Annotated in this window: 22 protein-coding genes and 1 tRNA gene; 6 read left to right on the forward strand and 17 right to left on the reverse strand. The window is 68.4% G+C overall.

What is annotated here, in order from left to right:
* Nucleotides 1-154: 154 nt before the first annotated feature.
* The 3 genes from GOY17_RS12030 (at nt 155) to mtnC (ending at nt 2,149) form a co-directional block, all read left to right on the forward strand.
* Nucleotides 155-793 carry a methylthioribulose 1-phosphate dehydratase gene (locus tag GOY17_RS12030; RefSeq protein WP_157030584.1) on the forward strand — a complete coding sequence of 213 codons (639 nt, stop codon included), beginning with the start codon at nt 155-157 and terminating at the stop codon, nt 791-793.
* Complete coding sequence (locus GOY17_RS12035) at nt 790-1,347, forward strand: 1,2-dihydroxy-3-keto-5-methylthiopentene dioxygenase (protein ID WP_157030585.1); 558 nt, start codon at nt 790-792, stop codon at nt 1,345-1,347. The genes GOY17_RS12030 and GOY17_RS12035 overlap by 4 nt, the downstream gene beginning before the upstream one ends.
* Before the next feature lie 103 nt (nt 1,348-1,450).
* Complete coding sequence (gene mtnC, locus GOY17_RS12040; protein ID WP_157030586.1) at nt 1,451-2,149, forward strand: acireductone synthase; 699 nt, start codon at nt 1,451-1,453, stop codon at nt 2,147-2,149.
* A gap of 134 nt (nt 2,150-2,283) precedes the next feature.
* Here mtnC and GOY17_RS12045 read toward each other — a convergent pair whose 3' ends face one another.
* The 11 genes from GOY17_RS12045 to GOY17_RS12095 all read right to left on the reverse strand — a co-directional run bounded on the left by GOY17_RS12045 (nt 2,284) and on the right by GOY17_RS12095 (nt 12,053).
* Complete coding sequence (locus GOY17_RS12045) at nt 2,284-2,868, reverse strand: YdeI/OmpD-associated family protein (RefSeq protein ID WP_157030587.1); 585 nt, start codon at nt 2,866-2,868, stop codon at nt 2,284-2,286.
* A 5-nt stretch (nt 2,869-2,873) separates the two neighbouring features.
* Nucleotides 2,874-4,460: a calcineurin-like phosphoesterase C-terminal domain-containing protein gene (locus tag GOY17_RS12050; protein WP_157030588.1), complete on the reverse strand. Its 1,587-nt coding sequence runs from the start codon at nt 4,458-4,460 to the stop codon at nt 2,874-2,876.
* A gap of 70 nt (nt 4,461-4,530) precedes the next feature.
* Nucleotides 4,531-5,157, reverse strand: a complete 627-nt coding sequence (gene hisIE, locus GOY17_RS12055) for a bifunctional phosphoribosyl-AMP cyclohydrolase/phosphoribosyl-ATP diphosphatase HisIE (RefSeq protein ID WP_157030589.1) — start codon at nt 5,155-5,157, stop codon at nt 4,531-4,533.
* A complete protein-coding gene (gene hisF / locus GOY17_RS12060; protein ID WP_157030590.1) occupies nt 5,147-5,923 on the reverse strand; it encodes an imidazole glycerol phosphate synthase subunit HisF in 777 nt (258 codons plus the stop codon). The genes hisIE and hisF overlap by 11 nt, the downstream gene beginning before the upstream one ends.
* A complete protein-coding gene (gene hisA, locus GOY17_RS12065) occupies nt 5,917-6,693 on the reverse strand; it encodes a 1-(5-phosphoribosyl)-5-[(5-phosphoribosylamino)methylideneamino]imidazole-4-carboxamide isomerase (RefSeq protein WP_157030591.1) in 777 nt (258 codons plus the stop codon). The genes hisF and hisA overlap by 7 nt, the downstream gene beginning before the upstream one ends.
* On the reverse strand, nt 6,690-7,292 hold the full coding sequence (hisH, locus tag GOY17_RS12070; protein WP_157030592.1) for an imidazole glycerol phosphate synthase subunit HisH: 603 nt from the start codon (nt 7,290-7,292) through the stop codon (nt 6,690-6,692). The genes hisA and hisH overlap by 4 nt, the downstream gene beginning before the upstream one ends.
* On the reverse strand, nt 7,289-8,365 hold the full coding sequence (hisB, locus tag GOY17_RS12075; RefSeq protein WP_157030593.1) for a bifunctional histidinol-phosphatase/imidazoleglycerol-phosphate dehydratase HisB: 1,077 nt from the start codon (nt 8,363-8,365) through the stop codon (nt 7,289-7,291). The genes hisH and hisB overlap by 4 nt, the downstream gene beginning before the upstream one ends.
* Complete coding sequence (hisC, locus tag GOY17_RS12080; protein WP_232338418.1) at nt 8,362-9,462, reverse strand: histidinol-phosphate transaminase; 1,101 nt, start codon at nt 9,460-9,462, stop codon at nt 8,362-8,364. Before hisC ends, hisB begins: the two co-directional genes overlap by 4 nt.
* Complete coding sequence (hisD, locus tag GOY17_RS12085; protein WP_157031713.1) at nt 9,459-10,760, reverse strand: histidinol dehydrogenase; 1,302 nt, start codon at nt 10,758-10,760, stop codon at nt 9,459-9,461. The genes hisC and hisD overlap by 4 nt, the downstream gene beginning before the upstream one ends.
* A gap of 26 nt (nt 10,761-10,786) precedes the next feature.
* Complete coding sequence (hisG, locus tag GOY17_RS12090; RefSeq protein WP_157030595.1) at nt 10,787-11,701, reverse strand: ATP phosphoribosyltransferase; 915 nt, start codon at nt 11,699-11,701, stop codon at nt 10,787-10,789.
* A gap of 25 nt (nt 11,702-11,726) precedes the next feature.
* Nucleotides 11,727-12,053, reverse strand: coding sequence for a YerC/YecD family TrpR-related protein (locus GOY17_RS12095; protein ID WP_115844612.1), 327 nt, complete (start codon nt 12,051-12,053; stop codon nt 11,727-11,729).
* 233 nt (nt 12,054-12,286) lie between these two features.
* Between GOY17_RS12095 and GOY17_RS12100 the strand changes: the two genes are divergently transcribed.
* Nucleotides 12,287-14,119, forward strand: a complete 1,833-nt coding sequence (locus GOY17_RS12100) for a sensor domain-containing diguanylate cyclase (protein WP_198173678.1) — start codon at nt 12,287-12,289, stop codon at nt 14,117-14,119.
* Nucleotides 14,120-14,174: 55 nt separating this feature from the next.
* Here GOY17_RS12100 and GOY17_RS12105 read toward each other — a convergent pair whose 3' ends face one another.
* Nucleotides 14,175-16,061 (reverse strand): HAL/PAL/TAL family ammonia-lyase, encoded by a 1,887-nt coding sequence (locus tag GOY17_RS12105; protein ID WP_157030597.1) that lies wholly within the window; start codon nt 16,059-16,061, stop codon nt 14,175-14,177.
* A gap of 55 nt (nt 16,062-16,116) precedes the next feature.
* Nucleotides 16,117-17,511 (reverse strand): histidine--tRNA ligase, encoded by a 1,395-nt coding sequence (gene hisS / locus GOY17_RS12110; protein WP_157030598.1) that lies wholly within the window; start codon nt 17,509-17,511, stop codon nt 16,117-16,119.
* Between the two features lie 183 nt (nt 17,512-17,694).
* Here hisS and GOY17_RS12115 point away from each other — a divergent pair.
* A tRNA-Pro gene (locus GOY17_RS12115) sits at nt 17,695-17,771 on the forward strand.
* 135 nt (nt 17,772-17,906) lie between these two features.
* On the forward strand, nt 17,907-18,755 hold the full coding sequence (locus GOY17_RS12120) for a D-hexose-6-phosphate mutarotase (RefSeq protein WP_198173679.1): 849 nt from the start codon (nt 17,907-17,909) through the stop codon (nt 18,753-18,755).
* Between the two features lie 3 nt (nt 18,756-18,758).
* On the opposite strand, the gene GOY17_RS12125 is transcribed toward GOY17_RS12120, so the two are convergent.
* The 4 genes from GOY17_RS12125 to argH form a co-directional block, all read right to left on the reverse strand.
* Nucleotides 18,759-20,024 carry a glutamate-5-semialdehyde dehydrogenase gene (locus tag GOY17_RS12125; protein WP_157030600.1) on the reverse strand — a complete coding sequence of 422 codons (1,266 nt, stop codon included), beginning with the start codon at nt 20,022-20,024 and terminating at the stop codon, nt 18,759-18,761.
* Nucleotides 20,021-21,163: a glutamate 5-kinase gene (gene proB / locus GOY17_RS12130; RefSeq protein WP_157030601.1), complete on the reverse strand. Its 1,143-nt coding sequence runs from the start codon at nt 21,161-21,163 to the stop codon at nt 20,021-20,023. Before proB ends, GOY17_RS12125 begins: the two co-directional genes overlap by 4 nt.
* A complete protein-coding gene (locus tag GOY17_RS12135; RefSeq protein ID WP_157030602.1) occupies nt 21,160-22,296 on the reverse strand; it encodes a serine hydrolase domain-containing protein in 1,137 nt (378 codons plus the stop codon). The genes proB and GOY17_RS12135 overlap by 4 nt, the downstream gene beginning before the upstream one ends.
* A 105-nt stretch (nt 22,297-22,401) precedes the next feature.
* Nucleotides 22,402-23,694 (reverse strand): argininosuccinate lyase, encoded by a 1,293-nt coding sequence (argH, locus tag GOY17_RS12140; protein WP_157030603.1) that lies wholly within the window; start codon nt 23,692-23,694, stop codon nt 22,402-22,404.
* Nucleotides 23,695-23,701 lie beyond the last annotated feature (7 nt).

The raw sequence follows: 23,701 nt of genomic DNA on the forward strand, positions 1-23,701 counted from the left end.
GATGCACACACGAAGGCGCCCAAGCGGCGCCTACGTCGTTTCCGGGCGCGGGAGATCGTCGCGAGGCGGCATCCGCCGCAGCTTTCCGTGGGCGGCACGCCGGATTTCCCCTTCCGGAACGGTCCCTTACCGCCCGTCCGCTACACTTGCGGTCATGAACGCCCCCCTCCCCTACGATCCCCAGCGCCTGGCGCACTGCGCCGGGGAAATCATCGTGAACGTGCGCGAGCTGTCCGCGCTGGGCTGGACGCCGGCGACCAGCAGCAACTTCTCGCGCCGCATGGACGAGCAGCACGTCGCCATCACGGTCTCCGGGCGCGACAAGGGCAAGCTGACCGAGGCCGACATCATGGTGGTCGATCTCGACGGCGTGCCGGTCGCGACCACCCAGAAGTCCTCCGCCGAGACGCTGCTGCACACGCAGCTGTACAAGCGCTTCCCGGAGATCGGCTGCGTCCTGCACACGCACTCGAAGGTCCAGACCGTCGCGTCCAGGCTGTACGCCGGCCCCGGCCACGTGCACCTGGAAGGCTACGAACTCTTGAAAGCCTTCTCCGGCAACACCACCCACGAAATCAGCCTCGATCTTCCCGTGCTGCCCAACAGCCAGGACATGAACACGCTGGCCGCGCAGGTCGACTGCCTGCTCGACCGCCGGGCGATGTGGGGATACCTGATCGACGGCCATGGCCTGTATGCCTGGGGCCGCGACATGCCGGAAGCCCGGCGCCACCTTGAAGCATTCGAATTCCTGCTCGGCTGCGAGCTTGAACTGAGGAGACTGCAGCGATGAGCCGCCTGCGCATCTTTGCCGAGAACGATCCGTCCAACCCGCGCCTGTCCACGTCCGACCACGCCGAGATGGCGGTCGAACTGAAGAAAATCGGCGTCGCCTTCGAACAGTGGCAGGCCAACGCGCCGGTTGCGCCGGGCGATGCGTCCGAGAAGATCATGGACGCCTACCGTGCCGACATCGATCGCCTCGTCGCACAGCACGGCTTCAAGACCGTCGACGTGGTGAGCATCGCGCCCGACAACCCGCAGCGCGAGACGATGCGCACCAAGTTCCTCGACGAACACTTCCACAAGGAAGACGAGGTGCGCTTCTTCGTCGCCGGCTCCGGCCTGTTCACCCTGCACGTGGACGGCGAGGTGTACGAGGTGAAGTGCGAGCAGGGCGACCTGATTGCCGTGCCCGACAGCACGAAGCACTGGTTCGACATGGGCCCGGAGCCGAGTTTCGTCGCCATCCGCTTCTTCACCGAGCCGGACGGCTGGGTCGGCCATTTCACCGGCACCGACATCGCCCAGCGTTTCCCGCGTTACGAGAAGGGCCAGGCGGACTGACGCCGAGGAACGAGTGGAGAGGAGTGAGGAGTGAGCTCCGCGCTCGTTCCGCACCTGCCCTGCCGTTCTCACTCCGCACTTCTCCTCACTCACTGCTCGCCTCATGACCATCCGCGCGATCCTCACCGACATCGAAGGCACCACCAGCAGCATCTCGTTCGTGAAGGACGTGCTGTTCCCGTACGCGCGCCGCGCCCTGCCCCGCTTCGTGGCCGCGCGTGGCAAGGAACCGGGCGTGCGCAAGTGGCTCGACGCGGTGGCGGCCGAGAACGGCGGCATCTGCCAGGACGAGGTGATCGTGGAAGTGCTGCAGGGCTGGATCGACGAGGACCGCAAGCACACCGCGCTGAAGGCGCTGCAGGGCATGATCTGGGCCGACGGCTACCGCAACGTCGATTTCACCGCCCACATCTACCCCGATGCGGCGAAGTCGCTTCAGGATTGGCACGCGGCCGGCTTGCCGCTGTACGTGTATTCCTCCGGCAGCGTGCCGGCGCAGCGCCTGTTCTTCGGCCACAGCGACGCGGGCGACCTGACGCCGCTGTTCTCCGGCTGGTACGACACCGAGATGGGCGGCAAGCGCGACGCGCAGAGCTATCGCAACATCGTCGAGTCCATCGGCATCCCGGCGCCGGAGATCCTGTTCCTCTCGGACGTGGTCGAGGAACTCGACGCCGCGCGTGAGGCCGGACTGCAAACCGTCCTCATTGACCGTCTCGACGACTATCCAACGCCGCGCACCGGCGACGCGACGCATGGGCATGCGCGCGTGGAGACGTTCGCAGACGTTTCGGTGAGCTGACCCACTCGTCGTTTCCACCTGCCGTCATTCCGCGATGGCGGGACTGCAACGCATTTCACGCGCCCGTTTCGCGTGAAGGCTGCTAGGGAATCAAATGGATTCCAGCTTCCGCTGGAATGACGAGGACGATGCAGTCACCCGTGGATCTTCTCGCCACGCAGCAGCATCGCGACGAACTTCTCCACGCGCGCCGCCTTCGTTTCCGCCTTCTTCGCCGTGTGCACGCGCCAGCAGAACGCGTAGCGGTTGGTGCGATCCAGCGCTTCGAACGCCTTGCGCGCCTTCGCGTTCTTCGCCAGCGCGGCGGCGAATTCAGGCGGAACATCCATGACGCTCGCCGACTGGTACGCCGCATCCCAGCGGCCATCCGCCTTCGCCGCTTCGACCTCACGGAGCCCAGCTGGCTGCATGCGCCCGGCGTCGACGAGCTTTTCGACACGCGCGATGTTGAGCTTAGACCAGAGGCTCTTCGCCTTGCGCGGCGTGAAGCGCTGCAGGAAATACTGCGCATCGCAGCTGCGCTTGAGACCGTCGATCCAGCCGTGGCACAGCGCCACGTCGAGCGCCTGCGAATAGCTCACCGACGTCGCGCCGGTGTCCTTCTTCGCGATCTTCAGCCACACGCCCGGCGCGTCGCCATTGGCGGCGAGCCACGTTTCCCACGCCGCTTCGGTCTTGAACAGCTTGATCGGCAGATCCGTCGGCAGCGGCGTGGTCATCGCTCCTACTCCGTGGCGTCTTCCAGGCGGTAACTCGATTGTGCGCGCTGTTCGCCCTGCCAGCGGTCGAACGCGCGCACTTCGATGCGATGTTCACCAGGCGCGAGATCGGTCGGCAGGGCGCCGCGCCACAGGTGCGTGGACGGATCGGCTTCCGGCGAACGGTCGTAGCCGCGCAATGAGGTCGCCGTGTCGTCGGCGACGTTCTCGACGACCAGCCGCGGATCCGGCTGTTCGACGCGCTTCATGGGCTTCCAGTCGCCGTCGTCGATGCGGTATTCGACGCGGCTGTCCGCATCCCCCATGAACACGTTCGCGAACACGCCGAACGCCGGCCACGCACCGCGGCGCAACACCTTCGGCGCATGCAGGCCGATCGCCTCGTCCTTCGGGCCGCGCGCGATCTGGTAGCGCAGCGAGTACGAACCGTCCGGCCTGAACGTCGCCCACGCGTAGCCGTTGGGCGTGCCGTCGCTCATCGTCGTGTCTGGAATTCCCTGCGCGTCCTTCACGCCCGACCAGAACGCGCCGCACGTCGCGCCGACGTTGTACTCGTGCAACGGCTTCGCTCCATGCCAACCGGTGGACGCGTCGTGGAAGTAGTGGCGCTGGTTGTGCGTGTGCGCACTGAGCAGCAACACGTTGGGACGATCCTTGAGCATTGCGAACAGACGATCGCGATCGGCGCGACGGAACGTCTCCACGCCCGGCACCGGCTCGAAGAACGGGATGTGCACGGAAATCACGACGCGGCGCTCTTTCGGCAACGTCGCCAGGTAGGCGTCGAGGAACGCGAGCTGGTCCTCGCGCAGCCCGCCGACGTAGGTCGGCTTCTTCCCCGGCATGTACACCACGTCGTCGAGCACGATGAAGCTCGCCTGCGGCTCTTCCCACGCGTACGTATCGGGGCCGAACGCGTTGCGGAAGCCGAGCAGCGCGTCCTCGTCGCGCTTGGCGTCGAAGTCCAGGTCGTGATTGCCGGCGACGTGCAGCCACGGCACGCCGAGCTTCGCCGTGACGCTGTTCATCGCCGGATACAGCGACAGATCGTCGTTGACGATATCGCCCAGGCTCAGGCCGAGTTGCGCGTCGTGATGCCCGGCCAGCGGCTCGACGATGTCGCGCTCGTAATAGCCCACGTCCACCACGCTCTTCGGCTGCGGATCGCCGAACACGAGCATCTTCAGGTCGCCCTTGCGCTTGGGCGCGCGATGCAGCGCGAAGTCGTACGACGCTTGCGGCGCGGTCGCGGCGATGCCGCCGAACCGGAGCGTAGGCGAACCTTCCGGAAACAGGTGATGCCAGAACAGCGGCAGTCCATTCGCGCCCGTCGCGGTCGCGTATTGCGGTGGCTTCACCACGAACAACGTGCTTTCCGCGCGCGTCGGCAGCGTGTATCGCCCCTGCGCGTCGGTGATCGCCAGTTCGCGCCCGTTCGAGACCTTCACGCCGGCGATGCCGCGCTCGCGACTGTCGCGCTGCCCGTTGCCGTTCGCATCGTCGAACACGCTGCCGGTCACGGTGGATTGCGCCGCCGCGCCGGTCGATGCAGCCAGCAGGGCGATGAGGACGGCGGGAACGGCGTTCGGCATGGACGACTCGCGCTGAGGGTTCGCGCGATTATCGTCTGCGCGGATGTCCGCCGGAAGTCGCCGCCTTGCCTCAGCCGGCGTGACGCGCCCGAAGCACGGTTTCCACGTCGGAGAGCCCGAGCCCTCGCGCGCGCAGCAACACGAGCAGGTGATAAAGCAGGTCGCCGGCCTCGCCGAGCAGTTCCTCATCCGACTGCGCGACGGCCGCCAGCGCGGTCTCGACGCCCTCCTCGCCCACCTTCTGCGCGATGCGGCGGATGCCGCCTTCGAACAGCTTGGTGGTGTAGCTGCCGGCGGGACGCTCCTGCTCGCGCGCGGCGATGAGCGCATCGAGTTCACGCACGAACGACGAGGACGCCGCCGGCGCGTCAGGGAAGCAGCTCTCGCGACCGAGATGGCACGTCGGGCCGTGCGGACGCGCGGTCACCAGCAGCGTGTCGTTGTCGCAATCCACGTCGATCGCGACGACATCGAGGAAGTGCCCCGAGGTCTCGCCCTTGGTCCACTGCGTGTTGCGACTGCGGCTGAAGAAGGTCACGTGGCCGCTGTCCAGCGTCGTGCGCAACGCAGTCACATCCATGTAGCCCAGCATCAGCACGCGCAACGTGTCGGCATCCTGGACGATGGCGGGCAGCAGGCCGCCCTGCTTGTTCCACGCGAGGGCGTCGATGGCCTCGGGCGCCAGTTCAAGCGACATCGCGCACCTCGATACCCTGCGCGCGCAGGTGCCGTTTGAGTTCGGGGATTCTTACCGCACCGGAGTGGAACACGCTCGCGGCGAGCGCGGCATCGACATCGGCTTCCGCGAAGGCCTGCACGAAGTGCGCCGCCGTTCCCGCGCCGCCGGAGGCGACCAGCGGGACCATGCAACGTTCGCGCACGGCTTGTAGCTGCTCAAGGTCGTAGCCTTCACGCACGCCGTCGCTGCCCATGCAGTTGAGGACGATCTCGCCGGCGCCGCGTTCCTGCGCTTCGACCACCCAGTCCAGCGTGCGTTTCGCAAGCGCGCGCGTCCGCGACGGATCGCCAGTGTATTGCCGCACGCGCCACTGCCCGTCCTCGTCCCGCAGGCTGTCGATGCCGACCACGACGCATTGCACGCCGAACACCTCGGCGATCTCGCCGATCAGTTCGGGGCGATCCAGCGCTGGCGTGTTGATCGACACCTTGTCCGCACCGGCATGCAGCACGGCGCGCGCGTCGTCCACCGAGCGGATGCCGCCGGCGACGCAGAACGGAATGTCGATCACGCGTGCAACGCGCTCGACCCATTGCCGATCGACACTGCGCCCTTCCGGGCTGGCGGTGATGTCGTAGAAGACGAGTTCGTCGGCCCCTTCGTAGCGATAACGCAGCGCGAGTTCGACGATGTCGCCCATGTCGACGTGATCGCGAAACTTCACGCCCTTGACGACGCGGCCGTCGCGCACATCCAGGCAGGGCACGATGCGGCGGCTCAGCATGAGCGCGCCCTCCGCAGCGCTTCGTCGAGGGCGAATCGGCCTTCGATCAGCGCCTTGCCGAGCACCGCGCCCGCGCATCCTGCGTCGCGCGCGCCTTCGATGTCGTCGATGTCGCGGACGCCGCCGGACGCCTGCACGCGCAACGCGGGCGCGAGCGTCGACAGATGCCGATAGAGCGACAGGTTCGGCCCGGCGAGCATGCCGTCGCGCGCGATGTCGGTGCACAGCAGGTGCACTAGTCCGCCGTCGGCGAAGCGCCGCACCAGCGATTCGAGCTCGACGCCGCTGTCCTGTGTCCAGCCCGCCGTGGGTAGTCGCCACGCGCCGGACGCATCCTGGCGCGCGTCGAGCGCCACCGTGATGCGATCGGCGCCGAAACGTTCGATCCATCGCAGCACGCGATCGGGCTCGCGCACGGCGAGAGAGCCGACGACCACGCGTTGCGCGCCGGCATCGAGGATCAGCGCGACATCGTCCTCGCTGCGCACTCCGCCGCCGGTCTGCACGTTCAAGCCGGTCGTCGCGACCAGCTCGCGCACGAACGGACGCAGCGTGTAGCCGCCTTCGCGCGCGGCGTCGAGGTCGACCAGATGCAGCCAGCGCGCGCCGCTGTCCGCGTACTGCGACGCGAGCTCCAGCGGCGGCGGCGCATAGCGTGTCTCGCGCCCGTAATCGCCCTGGTACAGCCGCACCACGCGACCATCGCGCACGTCGATCGCGGGATAGAGTTCGAAATCCGTGGGTTCTCTCGTGGAAGCGAGCGCGTTCATGCCGCCTCCATCGCGAGGAAGTTCGCGAGCAGGCGCTGGCCCGTCGCCGCCGAACGTTCGGGATGGAACTGCGCACCGAAGCGCTGCCCGCGCCCGGCGACGGCGGTGAACCCGCTGCCGTAGTCGCTGCTGGCCAGCGTGTCCGCGCTCAGCGGCGCGACGAAACCGTGCACGAAATAGGCCCATTCACCGTCTTCGATGCCGTCCAGCAGCGCAGAGGAGCGCTCGCATCGCAGGCGGTTCCAGCCCATGTGCGGCACGCGCACGCCCGGCCTGGGCGCGATGCGTTCGATGCGTCCCTTCAGCACGCCCAGCCCTTCCACTTCGCCTTCCTCCGAGGATTCATAAAGCAATTGCATGCCCAGGCAGATGCCCAGCAGCGGGGCTTCGAGCGCGCGGATCGTATCGACGAGGTCGAGCTCATGCAGGCGCTGCATCGCGGGCGCCGCCGCGCCGACGCCGGGCAGGATCACCCGCGGCGCATTCGCGATGGTGTCGGCATCGCGGCTGAGCACGGAACGCGCGCCGAGGCGGTCGAGCGCGTAGCGCACGGAGCCGATGTTTCCCCCGCCCCAGTCGATGAGGACGACGTCGGTCACAGCGTCCCCTTCGTGCTGGGGAGTTCACGCCCTTCGCGCTTCACCGCCTGGCGCAACGCGCGCGCGAAGGCCTTGAAGCAGGCTTCGACCTTGTGGTGGTCGTTGTCGCCTTGTACGCGAAGATTGAGGTTGAGCCCGGCCCCGTCGCACACCGAGCGGAAGAAGTGCGGCACCAGCTCGGTCGGCAAGCCGCCGACGCGATCGCGCGCGAACCCACCGTCGAACACGAAGTACGGTCGGCCGGAAAAATCGAGCGCCGCGCTCGCCAGCGATTCGTCCATCGGCAGCGTGAAGCCATAACGCCCGATGCCGCGCTTGTCGCCGAGCGCCTCGCGCAGCGCCTGCCCGAGCGCGAGCGCGCTGTCCTCCACCGTGTGGTGCTCGTCGATGTGCAGGTCGCCCTCGCAGCGCAGCTCGAGCGCGATGCCGCCGTGCTTGCCGATCTGCTCGAGCATGTGATCGAAGAAGCCGAGCCCCGTCGCGATCTTCGGCTCGGCAGTGCGATCCAGATCGATGGCGACCTCGATGCGCGTTTCACGCGTGTTGCGCTGCACGCGCGCGATGCGCGGCGCATCGGCGAGCTCATGCGCGATCGAACTCCAGTCCCAGTCGCCGCCGAACTGCGGCGTGCGCAACTGGAAGGCGCGGATGCCGAGGTTGCGCGCGAATGCATTGTCGGTTTCGCGATCGCCGACCATCGCCGAGCGCGACCAGTCGATGCCGCGATCCTGCAACAGCGGCGTGGCAAGCGCGATGCCGGGCTTGCGCGTCGGGGCGTTCTGCGCGGGCAGGCTCGTGTCGATCAGCACGTCGCGGAAGACGATGCCCTGGCTTTCGAATATCTGCATCATCAGGCCGTGCGGGCCGTCGAAATCCGCCTGCGGGAATGCGTCGGTACCCAGCCCGTCCTGGTTGGTCACCATCACGAACTGATAGCCCGCATCGCGCAGGCGGAGCATCGCGGGAATCACGCCCTGCACGAAGCGGAGCTTGTCGAAGCGGTCGATCTGGAAGTCAGACGGCTCCTCGATCAGCGTGCCGTCGCGATCGACGAACAGGATCGGCGTGCTCATGCGCGCGCCTCCAGGATCGACAGCACCGACGCGTTCTGCTGCGGCGTGCCCAGGCTGATGCGCAGTGCATCGCCCAGACCGGGCGCGGCGCGCATGTCGCGAACCACCACGCCCGCGGCGAGCAGGCGCTCGAACGCGGATTGAGCGTCATCGAAGCGCACGAGCACGAAATTCGCACGCGAGGCGTACACGCGGCGAACGCCGGGTGCGCTTGCAAGCCGCTGCGCGAGCGCGTCGCGTTCGGCGCGCACCATCGCGATGCGCGTGCGCGTCTGCAATGCGGCATCGCGGCCCAGCGCACGCAGCGCCTCATCGGTGCATGCGGAAGGCAGCGGATACGGCGCCTGGCAGCGGCGCAGCACGTCGATGAGTTCGGCGTCGGCGATCACCGTGCCGATGCGCGCCGCGGCGAGCGCGTGCGCCTTCGACAAGGTGCGAAGCACGGCCACGTTTCGATGCGTTCCGATGAGCCGGATCGCGGAAGGCGCGTCGGCGAACTCGATGTAGGCCTCGTCGACGACGACGAGCGCGCGCCCGGCAAGGCGCGCGGCGAGCGCGGCGATCTCGCCGATCGGCAGCAGCGCGCCGGTCGGATTTCCCGGCGAGCACAGGAAGACGATGCGTGCGTCCTGCGCGATCGCGGCGTCGGCGAGCGCGTTGAAATCGCTGCGCCACTCGCCCTCGGTTTCGCGCAACGGCACGTCGATCACGCGCGTGCCGTGCAGTCGCGCGCTCACCGCATACATGCCGAAGGTCGGCGTGCTGACCACGATCGCGTCGTTGCCGGGCCGGCAGAGCGCGCGCACGAGCAGGTCGATGCCTTCGTCGCTGCCGCGTCCGGCGAGCAGTTGCTCCGGCGCGCACTCGTAGAGTGCGGCGAGCGCGTCACGCAGCGCCTGCGGCTGTGGATCGGGATAGCGGCGCAGCGAGCCTTCGCGGTCGGCGAGGTTCGGCCACGGCGATTCGTTGGCGTTGAGCCACACTTCGCCCTCGAGCTTGTCGCTGCGAGCGGAGCGATATCCGCTGAAATCGCGCAGGTCCGCGCGCACCAGCGCGAGCGGGCTCGTGCCGAGGTTCGTGTCGATGGCGACGTTCACGACGCCACCGCCTGCAGCCGCAGCGCGACCGCCTGCAGGTGCGCATCCAGGCCTTCCGCGCGCGCGAGTTCCACCGCGCACGGGCCGATGGCTTCGATGCCGCGCGGCTGCACTTCCTGCACGGTGATCGCCACCTGGAAGCTCGCCACATTCAGCCCACCCGCAAAGCGTGCCGCGCCGCTGGTCGGCAGGACGTGGTTGGTGCCGCTGCAGTAGTCGCCCAGCGCTTCGGGCGCCCAGTCGCCGAGGAAGACGGAACCGGCGGCGGTGACCTGCGGCAACGCGGCGCGCGCGTCGCGGAGCGCGAGGATCAGGTGCTCGGGCGCGTAACGGTTGCTGATCGCCAGCGCCTGTTCGATCGACTCCACGCGGATCGCGCTGGACGACTGCAATGCCCGACGCGCGATGTCCGCGCGCGGCAGCTGCTCCAGCTGCGATGCGAGCTGTTCGCTCACCGCGTCGAGCAGCCTGTCATCGTCGCTCAGCAGCAGCACCTGCGAATCCGGGCCGTGCTCGGCCTGCGACAGCAGGTCGGCGGCGACGAAGGCGGGATTCGCGCCGAAGTCGGCAATCACCAGCACTTCCGACGGCCCGGCGGGCATGTCGATCGCCGCGCCATCGACGTCCATGGCGACCTGCCGCTTGGCTTCGGTGACGTAGGCGTTTCCGGGGCCAAATAGCTTGTCGCAACGCGGGACGCTCGCGGTGCCGTAGGCCATCGCGGCGATCGCCTGCGCGCCGCCGATCTTGAACACGCGCGTGATGCCGCAGCGCTTCGCGGCGTAGAGCACGGCGGGGTCTGCCGTTCCGTCGCGACGCGGCGGCGTGCACAGCACGATGTCGGGGCAGCCGGCCAGGCGCGCGGGGACGCCGAGCATCAGCGCGGTCGACGGAAGCGGCGCCGAGCCTGCGGGCACGTACAGGCCCACGCGCTGGATCGGCCGCAGCACGCGTTCGCAACGCACGCCGGGCGCGGTGTCGACGCTGTACGGCGCGGTCATGCCTGCACGGTGGAACGCGGCGATGCGCTCGGCCGCTTCGTCGATGGCGGCGCGGAGCCCGGCCGACAGCGAGGCTTCGGCTTCGGCGAATTCGGCGCTGCCCACGGCGAAATCGACCGGCGCGAAGCCGTCGAAACGCTCGCCGAATGCACGCAGCGCCGAGTCGCCGCTGTCGCGCACCTCGCCGATGATCGAGGCGACGGTGCTCGCCGTCGTGCTCGACGTCACCTGCGCGGGGCGACGCAGCAGTTGCGCCTGCGTGCGCGTGTCGAGCAGGCGCCAGTCGACGCGGCGCATCAGTTCGTCGGAGGACGGGACGGCGTTCATGCCAGCATGCCCTCCACCGGTAACACCATCAGGCCACGCGCGCCGGCACGCTTGAGTTCTTCCAGCCGCTGCCACGTCACCGCGCCGTGGCAGAGGGCCTGCAGGGCGAGGTCGTCGCCGTCGTCCAGGCGCATCACCGTGGGCGTTTCCGCGTCGGGCAGCAGCGGCAGCAGGTCGGGCAGCACGCGGCGCGGCGCCTGGAACAGCAGCAGCTTGCTGTGGCGGATGCGCAGTGCGCCATCGAGGCGGCGCAGCAGCATCTCGGCGAGTTCGCCGCGCGTGGCGTCGAGCGCTTCGGCCGGGCCGGCGAGCACCGCTTCGCTTTCCAGCAGCGTCGTCACCGGCTTGAGCTGGTTCGCCGCGAGCGTCGCGCCGCTGGAGACCAGGTCGCAGATCGCGTCGGCCTGGCCGAGGCGCGGTGCGATTTCGACCGACCCCGACAGCAGCACGACCTTCGCGTCGATGCCCTGCTCGGCCAGCCAGCGCGTCAGCGACGCCGGGTAGCTCGTGGCAATGCGCTTGCCGGCGAGTTGCTCCGGCCCCTGCCAGTCCCAGCCGTCCGGCACGGCAAGCGCGAGGCGGCAACCGCCGAACCCGAGCGCACGCCATTCGCGGAAGGTCGGCGCGCTGCCGCCCGCCGCACGGTCGTAGCCCTGCTCGAGCAGCACGTTGCGTCCGACGATGCCGAGGTCGCAGACGCCTTCGGCGATGAGGCCCGGGATGTCGTCGTCGCGCACCAGCAGCAGGTCGACCGGCAGCGATTCGCCGTAGCAGAACAGGCGGTCGCGGCTTTCGCGCCAGCTCAGGCCGCAGGAGGTCAGCAGTGCGCGGGCCGGATCGGCCAGCCGGCCGGACTTCTGGATCGCGATGCGCAGGCGATCGCGCGCCGGCGTGTTGGGGGAGGGACTCATGGGGATCTCTGGGAACCGATGCGGATCAGCCGGCGTTGAGCGCGGCGGGAGGCGTGGAAAGTCGGGCCGCGGCGACGCCGTAGCCGCCGGCGCCGCGTTCGAGCGTGCGCGCGACGCGACCGATGGTGGTGACGCTTACCTGCGTGCGCTCGTGGATTTCGCGATACGGGACGTTGTCCTGCAGCAGCGGCACCACGCGCCAGCGGTCGCCCATCGCTTCGAGCTCGGCGGGCGTGCACAGGTCTTCGAGGAAGGCCTGAACCTCCTCGACCGTCTGCAGGCTCGCCAGTGCCGCGGCGAGGAAGCCGAGGTTCTCGGCGCTGCGCTCGTTTTCCAAAGGACGACGCTTCATCCCGACTCAATGTATTAACGCGTTAATACATTGGAACATTCGAACCGGGCAGCCGTCAACCGCCGTCAGCCCGATGGCCGCCAAGCCTGAACGCCGCGTTCACACGGTCCGCGGCGATAGTGATGGCCGCGTCACGACCGCCCGCCGGGCCGCCAGCGCGGGCTCGCCGCCCTGCCGGTCCCACGCCAACGCCAACGATCGGCCACCGCATGAGCAGCGGCCGAAGGGACGACATGGAACGTGCGCCTGTCTGGGTCCGCCTCTGCCTCGCGGCGCTGCTCGCGCTTGCGTGGTCGACAGCGTCCGCGTCGGCGGCAACCATCGAACTGGGGCGGCAGACGGCCCAGGTCGATCTCGCGCCGGCCATGCAGTACCTCCACGACGAACCCGCGACCGGTGATATCGGCACGGCGATGCGGTGGCTCGACGACGGTCGCTTCCAGGCCCTGCCCGGCGGCCGAACCTCGCTCGGTTTCCACGACGGCGCGTTCTGGTTCCATGTTCGCGTGGTCAACCGCGACAACCCCGAGACGCGGTGGCTGCTGGTCCAGCACTACGCACTGAGCGACCGCATCGACGTGTACGCGCGCCATGCGGACGGCCGCATCACGGTGCAGGCAGGCGGCGACCATCTGCCGTTCGCCGCGCGAAGCATCCTCTACCGGCATCCGAACTTCCTGCTGACGCTTCCACCCGGCGAGCCGGTGGACGTATTCGTGCGCGTGCAGAGCGAAAGCTCGATGCAGGTGCCGCTCTCGCTGTTCACGCTGCCGGCCTTCGCCGAGGCCGCGCGCGATGCGCAGTTCGTCATCGGTGCGTACTACGGGATCCTGCTGGCGCTGTTCTTCTACAACATGGCGCTATGGCTCAGCCTGCGCGATGCCAGCTACTTCTGGTACCTGGTGCACCTGTCGGCGTTCGGATTGGTGTTGTTCACGCTCAACGGCCTGGGCTTCGAATACCTGTGGCCCGGCTCGACATGGTTGAACGACCGCATGGTGCCGTTGTCGGCATGCCTGGCGCAGATCGGCATGCAGCAGTTCGCGCGCGTGTTCCTCGGCCTGCGCGAACAGTGGCCACGCGGCGATCGCGTCAGCCTGCTGCTGATCGCGTTCTTCGCGCTGCTGGGCGTGGCGTCGACGTGGTTGCCGTACCACATCGCCACGCCCGTCGCCGGCGCCGCGGTGCTGCCGAGCATCGCGTGGATCGCGATCGCATCGGTGGCGATGGTGCGTCGCGGTTATGCGCCGGCGCGGCTGTTCCTGCTGGCGTGGGCGATGTTCCTGTTGGGGACGGGATTGTTCGTCGCCGTGGCGTTCGGCCTGGCGCCGAAAACCTTCTTCACCGAATACGGCGTGCAGATCGGCTCGGCCCTGGAAATGCTGCTGCTGTCGATCGCGCTGGGTCACCGCTATGCGCAGTTCCGCAACGAGAACGAACGCATCGTCAGCGAGGCGAAGGCGCAACTGGAGCACAAGGTCGAACTGCGCACCACGGAACTTCGAAGCGCGCTGGTGCAGCTGGAAGATGCGCATGCGCGGCTGCGCGAATCCAGCCAGCGCGACGCGTTGACCGGACTGCACAACCGCACGCATTTCCGCGAGCGCTTCGATGCATTGCTCCGGCAGGCGCGCGAGCATCACCGTCCGCTGTCGCTGCTGATGATCGACCTGGACAACTTCAAGTCGATCAACGACCGCTACGGGCATCTGATCGGCGACGAATGCCTGCGCTGGGCGGCGCGTACGCTGGGCCATGCGCTGCGCCCTCACCAGGATGCGCTGCTGGCGCGATTCGGCGGCGAGGAATTCGTCGTCGTGCTGCCCGGCCTGAACCTCACCGCCGCGGCGCAGGTCGCCGAGGACCTGCGCCATCACTTGCGCGAATCGCCGTTCCGCAGCGGTGCCTTCGAGATCACGGTGACAGCGAGCATCGGCGTGCACGCCGCCGGATCGCCCGCGTTTGGCGGCGTCGATCCGTTGTTGCAGTTGGCCGACCAGGCGCTGTATCGCGCGAAGGCGGACGGGCGCGATTGCGTGCGCACGTCGCACGGGGAAATGGCATGACTGCGGGCACTTACCCCGACCCTCCCCCTTTGCGGGAGAGGGCTTGAATCAACGCTCAGCTGCGCGCCGCGCCCAGGATCGTGCCGTCCTTCACCAGGCGCACCGCGGTGGCGACTTCGCCGTCGAGTGCGCGATCGCGATCGAGGAACGGAATCTCACGGCGGATCGCCGCATGCGCGGCTGCCACGGCGCGGCCCGGCTGGAACTCGTCCGCGGCCGCAAGCTCGGCGCGCAGCGCTTCCACTTCGTCGAGGAAGGCGTCGTATTCCAGCGTGCCCGGCGTCGGACCGCCGGCGATCTTGGCCGCGAGCGCGGTCGCATCGGCACGGTTCGCGAGATCGCGCGCGGCGTTGATCATGTCGCGACGCAGGTCCAGCGCCTGCGCGGCGGTGTACAGCTCCAGCGCGATCACCTTGCCCAGGTCGTCCGCCATCGACAGCACGTGGCGTGCCTCGTTCGCGCCCATCGACACGTGGTCTTCAGCGTTCGCGCTGGTCGGGATCGAATACACCGAGGCCGGATGCGCACGGCTCGCCAGGTCGTTGACGATCGCCGCGGCCGTGTACTGCACGATCATGTGGCCGGACTCGGTGGAATCCTCGTTGCCGATGAGGAAACCCGGCAGGCCGTCGTTCGTGGCCGGATCGACGAGCTTGTTGAGGCGGCGCTCGGAAATGCTCGCCAGCACGGGAATGGCCGCCTTCACGTAGCTCATCGCCAGCGCGAGCGGCATGCCGTGGAAATGGCCGGCGGAAATCACCTGCTGCTCGACGAACTCGGCCTTCGCATCGGGGAACACGATGGGGTTGTCGGTCAGCGCGTTGAGTTCGATGTCGAGCACGCGCGCCGCCTGCGCGATCGCGTCGCGCACCGCGCCGTGCACCTGCGGGATGCAGCGCAGCGAGTAGCTGTCCTGCGGCTGGTGCTTCTTGCCACCGCGGAACGGACGGAAGCGGCGATAGAACTTCTCGCGACCGTGGCGCTGCGCCATCGGCACCCAGTCCCAGCCGATGTCGAACCGCAGCGACTGCGCCTGCACGGTGTCCCAGCTGCCGGGCTGCCACGCGCGGAACTTCGGCACGAGGTGGTACGGAATGTCGGCAAGCGTCGAGCCCTGCAGCAGGATGCGCAGGTTCGCCGCGCTGTGCACCTGGCCCGGATGCGGGCGCAGCGCATGCACTTCCTCGGCGAACGCGCCCAGGCGCCCGGCGAAGGCGTCGATGGTCATCGCCGCGGCGAGGTCGGCCGTGTCGAGCAGGTCTTCGAGTTTGTCCAGCGCGAGCACGCCACAGGCGAGCATCTGCGCGGTGCCGTTGTTGAGCGCGAGGCCTTCCTTGTACGACAGCGTGATCGGCGACAGGCCCGCGCGATGCAGCGCTTCAGCGCCCGGCATCCGCTGGCCTTCGAAGAACGCTTCGCCACCGCCGAGCAGCACGATCGCCAGGTGCGACAACGGCGCCAGGTCGCCCGACGCGCCGACCGAACCCAGCTGCGGCACGACCGGCACGATGCCGGCGTTGAGCATCGAGGTCAGCGCCTGGAGGGTTTCCACGCGGATGCCCGAATGCCCGCGCATCAGCGTATTGATGCGGATGCACAGCATCGCGCGGACGATCTCCGGCGCGAACGGTTCGCCCACGCACACCGCGTGCGTGACGATCAGGTTGCGCTGCAGTTCCTCGTGCAGCGTTTCGTTCGAACGCGTGCTGCCCGGCAATTCGTCGCGAAGGCGATGGTTGCCGAGCAGGCGGTCGGCGTTGCTCCCGAAACCGGTGGAAACGCCGTAGATCGGCTCTTCGCGCCCCACCTGTTCGGCCAGGAACGCCGCGGCGCGCGCCACGGTCGGAAGCTGCTCGTGCGCCAGCTCGACGTGCGCGCCGTAGGCGACATCGACCAGTTGTGCTCGGGTGAGGGAACGGCCGTCGAGTCGGATCGGTTTCATGGAGGTTCCGTAATGGTTTCGGCGTCCTCCCCTGCGAACAGGGGAGGATCAGGGCTCAGCGACCGGCGAGTACCTGGGCCTGCTCGAGTTCGACGCGCAGCGTGCTTGCAAGCTCCTCGCGCGCGACTTCGAACTGTTCCTCGCGCAGCAGGTCCTTCACCGCGACCACGCCGCGTGCGCGCTCGTCCTCGCCGGTGAGCACGACGAAGCGGATGCCGGCACGCGAGGCGTACTGGAACTGCTTGCCGATCTTGCGCGCTTCCATCTGCATTTCCGTGTTGATGCCCGCTGCGCGCAGGCGACGCGCGATGTCCAGCGCGTCGGGCAGCGAATCGGCATCCATCAGCGCGACCATTGCCTGCACCGTGCTGCCGGTCGCCTTGCCGAGCAGGCCGGCTTCGCGCAGCTGCCAGAACAGACGCGTGAGGCCGATCGAGATGCCGACGCCCGGGAGCTTCGACTTGGTGTAGTGGCTGGCGAGGTTTTCGTAACGGCCGCCCGAGCAGATCGAACCGATCTGCGGGTAATCGTTGAGCGTGGTCTCGTAGACGGTGCCGGTGTAGTAGTCCAGGCCGCGCGCGATCGAGAAATTGAGCGCGTAGTGCGTTTCCGGCACCCCGAGTGCGCGCACCAGTTCCAGCACTTCGCGCAGTTCGGCCACGCCCTCGCGCAGCGAGTCGTTGCCTTCGCCCAGCGCGTCCAGCTGCGCGATGGCATCGGCGTGCGAGGTGGAGCGCACCTTCACGAAGTCGAGGATCTTCTCGACCCCGTCGGCCGGCAGGTTGAAGCCTTCACCCGTCAGCGTCTCGCGCACGTAGTCCTCGCCGCGCTTGTCGAGCTTGTCGACTTCGCGCAGCACCAGCGCCTGAAGTTCGCCGTCGGAGACGCCCTGCGCCTCGAAGAAGCCGCGCATCAGCTTGCGGTTGTTGAGCTGGATGGTGAACGCGCCGATGTCCAGCTCGCTGAACACCGAATGGATCACCGCCGGCAGTTCCGCATCGAAGCGCACGCTCAGCGCGTCCTTGCCGATCACGTCGATGTCGCACTGGTAGAACTCGCGGAAGCGGCCGCGCTGGGCGCGCTCGCCGCGGTACACGCGCTGCATCTGGTAGCGGCGGAACGGGAACGCGAGCTCGTGCTCGTGCTCGGCGACGAAGCGCGCCAGCGGCACGGTCAGGTCGAAGCGCAGCGCCAGTTCCGGCATGCCCTCGCCGGTCCCGCTTTCGGCCTTGCCGAGCGCGCCGGTGGACTGCACGAAATACACCTGCCGCTCGGTCTCGCCGCCGGACTTGGTCAGCAGCACCTCCGACAGCTCCATCACCGGCGTTTCCACCGGGAGGAAGCCGAAGCGTTCGAAATTTCGGCGGATCGTGTCCAGCATGCGCTGGAAAGCGATCTGGTCAGGAGGCAGCAGCTCCATGACCCCGGGCGGGGTACGCGGCTTGATCAAGCGGAACTCCAGTGGATCGGGCGGCGGCGCCTGCGCGGCGCGTCGCTGAAGGGGACGGGAACCCCCACAGTTTAGCGGTTGCGCCCGCCCTTCCCCCAGCGCGGCGCCACCGACCTGAAGGAAATTGCATGAGACCCCTTGCCTCGCCCCCGCCGAACTGACTAGAATTTGCGGCTCAGCAGTCGGGGTGTAGCTCAGCCTGGTAGAGCGCTACGTTCGGGACGTAGAAGTCGCAGGTTCAAATCCTGTCTCCCCGACCAATTCCGCAGCGATGCGGTTGCTGAAACAGAAAACGCCGGCCGATGCCGGCGTTTTTCGTTTGGGGCGTTCCGAACGCACGTACGCGTCGACGCGACGTCGGGCATGATGCCGCGCAGTCCCTTCGGCGCTCCGCCATGCCCCTGTCCATCGAACCCTTCGAGCAGCGCGGCCGTTCCTGCGTGCGCCTGCGCCATTCCAGCGGCGCCACGACCGACGTCAGCCTGCACGGCGCGAACGTGCTGTCGTGGAAGCCCTCCCCCGCCCGCGAGCGCCTGTATCTCAGCCCCAACGCCAGCGTGACGCCGGGAACCGCGATCCGCGGCGGCATTCCGGTGATCTTTCCGCAGTTCGGCGCACGCGGGGCGCTGGTCAAGCACGGGTTCGCGCGGCTGCTGGAATGGCGCTTCGCCGGCTTGCAGGAGGCAACGCCGTTCGGCGAGTCGGCGGTATTCGAGCTGGACGACGACGAACACACGCGCTCGCTGTGGCCTGTCCGCTTCGGCGCGCGGCTGCACGTCGCGCTCGGTGCGGATGCGCTGCAGGTCGGCCTGGAAGTGCTCAACCGCGACGACGCACCGTTCGCCTTCACCGCCGCGCTGCACACCTATCTGCGCGTGGCGAAGCTCGCCGCGGTGGAACTCGACGGCCTGGAGTCCACGCCTTACGAGGATTTGGCGCGCAACGGCATCCCGATGCCGGCGTCGAACGCGCCGATCCGTTTCGAAGGCGAACTCGACCGCATCTACGCCTCCGCGCCACGGTCGCTGCGCCTGCGCGACGGCGACTCGACGCTGCACATCGAAAGCGAGGGCTTCCGCGATGCGGTCGTATGGAATCCCGGCGCCACGCTGGCGGCTTCGATGGGCGACCTCGGTGCGGGCGAACACCTGCGCTTCATCTGCGTGGAAGCGGCGACGGTGGTGGAACCAGTGACGCTCGCACCGGGCGAGCGGTGGCTCGGCGTCCAGCGGCTCAGGGAGTGACGGTCAGCCGCGCGACTCCGCGTGGCGCACCTGCCCTTCCCCGCGCACGACGAAACGCTCGATCGTCAGCGATTCGGCGCCCATCGGGCCGTACGCGTGCAGTCGCGTGGTCGAAATGCCGATCTCCGCGCCCAGGCCCAGCTGCCCGCCGTCGTTGAAACGCGACGACGCATTCACCATCACCGCCGAGCTGCGCGTGCCACGCACGAACGCGTCCGCCGCCGCTGCATCCTGCGTCGCGATCACCTCGGTGTGGTCCGAGCCGTATCGCGCGATGTGCGCCAGCGCGGCATCGAGGTCGTCGACCACGCGCACGGCAATGACGAAATCCAGGTACTCGGCCGCGTAGTCGTCGTCCGTCGCTGCGCGGGCGTGCGGAACGATCGCCCGCGTCCGCTCGCAGCCGCGCACCTCGACGCCGCGCGCGGAGAGCCGTTCCATCGCGCGCGGCAGGAACGTCGCCGCGACATCGCGATGCACCAGCAGCGTTTCCAGCGCATTGCACACGCCCGGCCGCGAGGCCTTGCCGTCGACCAGCAGGTCCAGCGCCTGCGCGACATCGGCCGACGCGTCGACGTACAGATGGCAGACGCCCTTGTAGTGCTTGATCATCGGAACGCGCGCGTGTTCGGCGACGAAGCGGATCAGGCTCTCGCCCCCGCGCGGGATCGCCAGGTCGATCAGGTCCGACAGTTGCAGCAGTTCGAGCACGTGTTCGCGCGCCGGATCGGCCACCAGCGACACCGCCGCTTCCGGCAGGTCCTCGGCACGCAGCGCCGAATGCAGGCAGGCGGCGATCGCGGCGTTGCTCGCGCGCGCCTCGGAACCGCCGCGCAGCAGCACCGCATTGCCGGCCTTCAGGCACAGCGCCGCGGCATCGGCGGTCACGTTCGGACGTGCCTCGTAGATCATCGCGATCAGGCCCAGCGGAATGCGCTGGCGTTCGATGACCACGCCGTTCGGGCGTACGTCGCGCCGCGTGATGACACCGAGCGGATCGGCCTGCGCCGCGACTTCGCGCAGGCCCTGTGCCATCGAATCGATGCGCGCGTCGTCGAGCTTGAGGCGGTCGAGCACCGCATCGCCGAGCCCGTTCGCGCGCCCGCGTTCCATGTCTTCGGCATTCGCGGCCATCACCTCGGCACGTCGCTCCGAAAGCGCATCGGCCATGCGTTCGATCAGGCGACGGCGCGCATCGCCATCCAACCGCGCGATGACCGACGCGGCTTCGCGCGCGCGTTCGGCAAGATGGCGGACGTATCCACTCACGTGCTGGTTTCCTTGTGCGACGTCGCGTCGATCAGCACCAGGTCGTCGCGATGCACCACCGATTCGCCGTAGCGGAATCCGAGGATCGCTTCGATCTCGTTGCTGTGCCGGCGCGCGATGCGACGGACTTCGTTGGCGCCGTACTGGGCCAGGCCGCGAGCGAAGGCGGGTTCGTGCTCGACGCCTATCTCGACCACGTCGCCGCGGCGGAATTCCCCCTCAGCAGACACCACTCCGCCCGGCAGCAGCGACGCGCCTTGACGGTGCAACGCGGCGAACGCGCCCGCGTCCACGTGCAGGCGGCCGGATGATGGCGCATGCCGCAGCCATTGCTTGCGGGCGCGGAGGCGGTCGCCCTGCGCGAGCACAAGCGTTCCGTGCAGCACCTCGTCGTGGAGCGCCCGAATGACATCCGCATCACGGCCGCAGAAGAGCGCGGTTGCGATGCCGGCCGCGCCTGCCTTGGCGGCGGCATCGAGTTTGGTGCGCATGCCGCCGGTGCCGAGCGTGCCGGCGCCGCCGCTTGCGGCCTGCAGCAGCTCCGGCGTGATGGTCTCGACGCGCGTGATCGGTCGCGCCGATGGGTCGCGCGGATGCGCGCTGTACAGGCCACCGATGTCGGTGGCGATCAGCAGCAGATCCGCATCCACCAGCGATGCCACGGCGGCGGCAAGATTGTCGTTGTCGCCGAGCTTGAGTTCGTCGACGGCGACCGCGTCGTTCTCGTTGATCACCGGCAGCGCGCCCAGGCGCAGCAGTTCGCGCAGCGTCGCACGCGCGTTGAGGTAGCGCCGCCGGTTGCGCAGGTCATCGTGCGTGAGCAGAACCTGCGCGACGGGACGATCGACCAGCTGCTGCCAGAACGTCACCAGCGCGGCCTGCCCGAGCGACGCCAATGCCTGTCGCAACACGAGGTTGTCGCCGCCCGCAGCGATGCGATGCCGTCCCGCCGCGACCGCGCCGGACGACACGAGCACGATCTCCCGCTGCTGCGTCCGCGCATGTTCGATGAAGCGCGCCAAGGCGCCCGCATGGCGCGGATCCAGGCCGTCTTCGCCGGATAGCAGGCTGCTGCCGACCTTCAGCACGGCCCGGCGCCACGGCGGCAGCGGTTGCGCGGTGAAATCGGAGGCGTTCATTGCGTGCCGTATTCCCAGTCGAACGGCACGCCCGTCTCGCCCAGCACGAAGCGCACGAGCTGCGGGAAACCCGCCTCGCTGCGCACGTCGTTCGACAGGATCGCCACGCAGCGCTTGCGCTGCTCGACGCAGACCCACGTGTTGCCGGTGGTGTCGTTGTGCCCACCCTTGAAGAAGCCGCGACCCTGCGGGCCCTCGAATACGACCACGCCAATGCCCGCCGCCAGATCCTTCCGGCGCTGTTCCGGCGGAAGCTCCGGTTGCAACGTCGGGAACTGCGAACGCGTGGTGATCGCGAGTTGCGGCTTCACCATTTCGGCGCGACTGCTCGGCTTGAGGCCATCGCCGCGCACGAATGCCGCGGCGAACTTCGCGAAATCCGCGATGGTGGTGTCCATCGAGCCGGCGGCACGCACCTTGGAGCGTTCGTCGTGCGGCTCGGCCTTGCCCTGCTCGTCCCAGCCATCGGCGAGGTTGCCGGCGAAGTCGTCGCGCCAGATCAGGCTCGTGCGCGTCATGCCGAGTTCGCTGAAGATGCGCGCGCTTTCCGTCCCGACGTCGATTCCTTTGCCGGTCTCCATCGCGAACTGGAGCGTATTCAGCCCATCGCCGGAGTACGCGTAGCGCGAACCGGGATCGAAGTGGAAATGCAGCTTCTCGTCCGGCTCGAGGAAACCGAAGTTCGCGAAGCCGGTGGAATGAGTCAGCACGATGCGCGGCGTCAGCTTGCGCCAGCGCTCGTCCAGCGCGGTCCAGTCGGCGAAACGGTTCGTGATGTCCGCCGACGCATAGGACGGCAGCGGCCTGGGCAACATGTCGGCAAGCGACGTGTCGAGGGTGAAGCGGCCGGCATCGACCTGCCGCATCACGGTGTAGGCGAACACCGCCTTGGTCAGCGACGCGCCATACATGATCGTGTCGACCTGCAGCGGGTCGCCTGCCGCGTTGCGTACGCCGTGCGCGGCGACGTGCACCGGCTTGCCATCGTCGATCACGGCGATGGCGAGGCCCTTCGAGCCGGTATCGCGCATGACCCGCGCGACTTCGGCCTCGATGGCCGCCGGCGCGGGAATCTCATGCGCCGACACGACGGCCGGCGCGAACGCGAACAGTGCGAAGAACCAACGGCGCATGGAGCTCCCCTTCATCATGGACGTACCGTGTGATGCGGAACCGCGACTGCCACTGCATTGGAACCAGCCTGCCCGCGCCCCGCGCGCGGGAGGATGTGCCGGAAGTTACTCCGCCAAACGAGCCAGTCTCTCCTTCAACGCATCGAGCCGCAGCTCACCCGACGCACCCGGCGAAACACGCGCGCGCAGGCTCGCGTCCGGATCGCCTTCGGCCCAGCGCGCCGGATCGGCGGCAAGACGGTAGGCCTCACGGAACGGCAACCCCTCGCGCGCCATGTCGACGGCGAGGTCGGTCGCGTACATCGACGGATCGAGCGCCTTGCGCATGCGGTCGGTCTTCCATTCCAGGTTGCGCAGCAGGTCGGGAAGCAGCTCGAGCGCGTCGAGCCCGCGGCCGAACGCGTGGAAGATCGCGCCCTTCGAGAACTGCAGGTCACGGTGGTAGCCCGACGGCAGCGAGAGGAGCTGTTCGATCTCCGTGCGCGCGGCCGCGGCCGCGGAGTAGCTGGCGCGCATCAGTTCGATGACGTCGGGATTGCGCTTGTTCGGCATGATCGAACTGCCCGTCGTGTACTGCGACGGCAACGCGACGAAACCGAATTCGGCGCTGGTGAACAGGCTCAGGTCCCACGCGAGGCGGCGAAGGTCAAGCAGCGCGGACGTCAGCGCTTCGATCGCGGCCATCTCGAACTTGCCGCGCGAAAGCTGCGCATACGCGGCCGACACCTGCATGCGGCCGAAGCCGAGCGCCTGCGTGGTGTGGTCGCGTGCCAGCGGCAGGTTCACGCCGTAACCGGCGGCGCTGCCGAGCGGATTGGCATCCACCCATGCGAGCGTGTCCGCGGCGCGCTGCGCGTCGTCGACGAACCCCTCGGCCCACGCCGCCCACCACATCCCCAGCGACGACACGACGGCGCGCTGCAGGTGCGTGTAACCCGGCAGCGGCACGGCCTGCTCGGCCTCGGCGCGGGCGAGCGCAACCTGCGCGCCCTCGCGGCACGTGGCGAGCAGGCGCGACAGACGATCCTTCAGCCACAGGCGCGTGGCGACTAGGATCTGATCGTTGCGGCTGCGGCCGGTGTGGATCTTCTTGCCGGCATCGCCGAGGCGTTCGACCAGGCGCGCCTCGATCGCCGAATGCCCGTCTTCGTACTGATCATCGAGCACGAAGCGACCCGCGTTGAAATCGTCGGCGAGGAGGGAAAGCTCGCGCTCGAGCCCGGCGAGCTCGTCGGCAGTGAGGATGCCGATCTGCTGCAGGCCCTGCGCATGCGCGCGGCTCGCTTCGATATCGAACACGAAGAACTCGCGATCGAGGATCACGTCCTCGCCGGCGAGGAACTTCTGGATGCGCGCGTCGACCTTGACGCCGGGTTTTTGCCACAACAGATCGGACATGACGGCC

It is taken from the genome of Lysobacter soli (genome assembly GCF_009755585.1).
Taxonomy (GTDB): Bacteria; Pseudomonadota; Gammaproteobacteria; order Xanthomonadales; family Xanthomonadaceae; genus Lysobacter_J; species Lysobacter_J soli.